Here is a 2,707-nt window from a genome sequence, read left to right as displayed (position 1 = left end):
AATCCATTGAGATTGATGCTTTTGCGACCGCTGATGGTGAATACTTTAATGTCGATGTTCAAAGAGAAAATATGGGAGCACATCCAAAACGAGCAAGATATCATGAAAGCTTAATCAATGCTCACATCAGTTTTCCAAAGGAAAAGTGGAATCAGATTCCGCGTGTATATGTTATCTTCATTACTGAACATGATGTGTTAGGCTACGGACTGCCAATTTATCATATTAGCAGAAGGATTAACGAAAACAATGAGAAATTCAATGATGAGTCAGTCATCATCTATGTCAATGGTGCCATTTGGGATGATACACCACTGGGCAGACTTATGCATGACTTTCAATGTCAGAATGCTGATGACATGTACTATGAAGTATTAAGAGAAAGAGTAAAGTATTACAAAGAAGGAGGAGGAAAAGTTCAAATGTGTAAAATCATGGAGCAAATTAAGAATCAGGGTATTGAAATAGGTGAAACAAGAACAACAGTTCATAATATTAAGCAAATCATGTTAAAAATGAATTATACACTTGAGGAAGCTATGGACTTATTAAATATTCCAGAAGCCAAACAGCAACTTTACAAAGAAAAAATTTATTCATAGAAAAATGAAAACAAAATGGGATAGATTTGATATGAAAATACTTTTCTTTTGAACGTTTAATAATCGTTGCTTCACACCTAGCATAAATATTTGAAATATGCTGTTTTCTACTATATATATCATATTTTAATTTTATAATGATTCAGTAATTCTATATAAATGCTTAATTTATTTATAGCATTCTTGAATGATATGACTTTACCCAATAGTTATCATTTCTATATGATAAGATTGTCTTTAAGAATAATGGATTCTCTTTAAAAGAATGCATTTTCATTTGATTACATACTTTATCAAATAATTCATGATCATCAAGAGAACGTTCTTGTGAAATGAATTCTCGTACACATTCTCCAATATTTTGAATAAGCTTTTTAGCTTCTTGAATCTTTATTTTGCCCATTTGAGAGGAATAATAATTATCCCAGGCAGGACAATAATAATCAACTGATGGTAACTGATATAGTTTTTCTAAAGAAAAAAGACTTTCTAAAGCATCAGTATAAATAGGAATATCACCAACAACTGGAATGGCATCACCACACATTAGAATACGTTTATTAAATAAAAAACTGATGCACCCCTCACTATGACCTGGGGTTTGTATTATATCAACTGATAAGGAATCTTCTAATTGTATTAACATATCTTCTTCAATAGTGTAATTAACATGTACTGATAATTGAAGAAGTTGATAAAAATTGGGGATAGGTCTTTCTTGAAATTGCTGATCAATATCTTCCATCCACTCTTTTTCTTTGTAACTGGCATAAATCTGACATCCTGTTTTTTTCTGAATCATTCCAGCACTTCCCATATGATCTGGATGAGCATGAGTTAAAAAAATAGCTTTGATATCATCAAGATGATAACCAATACTTTCAAGATAATTTTCAATAACTTTCTCACTACCAGCAACTCCAGTATCAATAAGATAACAATAATGCCCAGTTATTATATAAACATATACAAATCTCTTAATTTCTGATGTCACATAAAAATCAATTTTTAACTGATGGATTCCTTCACATATTTTCATTGTCTGTCCCTCCAACTATAATTGCATGACTTTCAACATTGTTTTCTCTTTTTTGAGAAATAGATAAATATTCAGGTGAATGAAAACATTGATCCAAATGTTTCTGATCTGGAAATTCAATGACAATGAATCGATCAGGTTGCCACTGATGATCAATCGAAAGAATATTTTCACTCCGAATTATATATTTACCCTGATAACTCTCTATAATTGGCTTGACTTCCTGAATATACTCATCATAAACTTTTCGCTTATGTTTATCATAACAATTCACTTGAACAATAAAATAACAACTCATAACATTTCCCTCCTTTTTACAAGTATTTACTTGCATTTGTTTTTAAAAAGAAATGACACGTATGTGTCAATAAATACCTTTTATGAAAACTTCAATACTTTTTTGAATATATTCATCTGATTCTAAGTCAGTAAGCTTATTCTCAAAAGAAGCCTTCAAGAAAACAAAGCCAAACATCATAGATAAAAACATCATTGCTAAAGTTTCACTATCTCGGCAATCCATCATGTCAAAATAATGACTTAAGAACTCTTTGAAATTTTGAGGAACTTTCATAATTGCTTCTCTTGTTTCCAAGTATAATTCAGGTGTTCTTAATCCAATAGATATTTTAACAAATTGTGGAGTTACCTTTTGCATATAGACAGTCGCAAAATGACTAAGATCTTTTTGAAAATCTTTTGTAATCGGAAGAAAATCTTCCTGATTAAGATGTGGATGCCAATTTTCTTCTATTGCAGTTAAAACAATTTCTTTCTTGCTTTTAAACTTTCTAAATAATGTACTCTCATTGACACATGCCTTTTGTGCAATATCTTTTGTTGTCATAGAAGCATATCCTTTTTCCATCACAAGATTCATTGTTGCATCAATAATTTTTTGCCTTGTTTTATCCATGCGCTCCCCTTTGCAAGTATTTACTTGCGTATATTATATTTCATTTCAATGATAAAGTCAAATAAAAATATAGAACTAACATATCTTAATCATGGATAATAAAAAGAAACCCTTAACGAATAAGAATTTCTTTCTCATAATTCTTTTATA

4 protein-coding genes are annotated in these 2,707 nt (G+C 30.0%); 1 reads left to right on the top strand and 3 read right to left on the bottom strand.

Annotated features, from left to right (window positions below; genetic code table 11):
• Nucleotides 1–602 (top strand): hypothetical protein (locus BN350_RS21115; RefSeq protein ID WP_044600461.1); only part of this gene is annotated, 602 nt, incomplete at its 5' end.
• A 172-nt stretch (nt 603–774) separates the two neighbouring features.
• Here the strand turns inward: BN350_RS21115 and BN350_RS19775 are convergent.
• The 3 genes from BN350_RS19775 to BN350_RS17865 form a co-directional block, all read right to left on the bottom strand.
• Nucleotides 775–1,641 (bottom strand): MBL fold metallo-hydrolase, encoded by an 867-nt coding sequence (locus BN350_RS19775; protein ID WP_044600460.1) that lies wholly within the window; start codon nt 1,639–1,641, stop codon nt 775–777.
• On the bottom strand, nt 1,628–1,939 hold the full coding sequence (locus BN350_RS17870; protein ID WP_028044815.1) for a DUF1330 domain-containing protein: 312 nt from the start codon (nt 1,937–1,939) through the stop codon (nt 1,628–1,630). Before BN350_RS17870 ends, BN350_RS19775 begins: the two co-directional genes overlap by 14 nt.
• A 66-nt stretch (nt 1,940–2,005) precedes the next feature.
• The gene (locus BN350_RS17865; RefSeq protein WP_028044814.1) at nt 2,006–2,557 is read right to left on the bottom strand and encodes a TetR/AcrR family transcriptional regulator; all 552 of its coding nucleotides are present in this window, start codon (nt 2,555–2,557) and stop codon (nt 2,006–2,008) included.
• Between the last annotated feature and the right edge of the window lie 150 nt (nt 2,558–2,707).

This window comes from Candidatus Stoquefichus massiliensis AP9, from assembly GCF_000455285.1.
GTDB classification, from domain to species: domain Bacteria; phylum Bacillota_I; class Bacilli_A; order Erysipelotrichales; family Coprobacillaceae; genus Stoquefichus; species Stoquefichus massiliensis.
The sequence above is the reverse complement of the archived record's forward strand: the minus strand, read 5'-3'. Positions and strand labels throughout refer to the sequence as shown.

Coding starts and splice junctions, on each gene's coding strand:
- BN350_RS19775 (WP_044600460.1), bottom strand. CDS start 1,641: ATGAAAATATGTGAAGGAATCCATCAGTTAAAAATTGATTTTTATGTG.
- BN350_RS17870 (WP_028044815.1), bottom strand. CDS start 1,939: ATGAGTTGTTATTTTATTGTTCAAGTGAATTGTTATGATAAACATAAG.
- BN350_RS17865 (WP_028044814.1), bottom strand. CDS start 2,557: ATGGATAAAACAAGGCAAAAAATTATTGATGCAACAATGAATCTTGTG.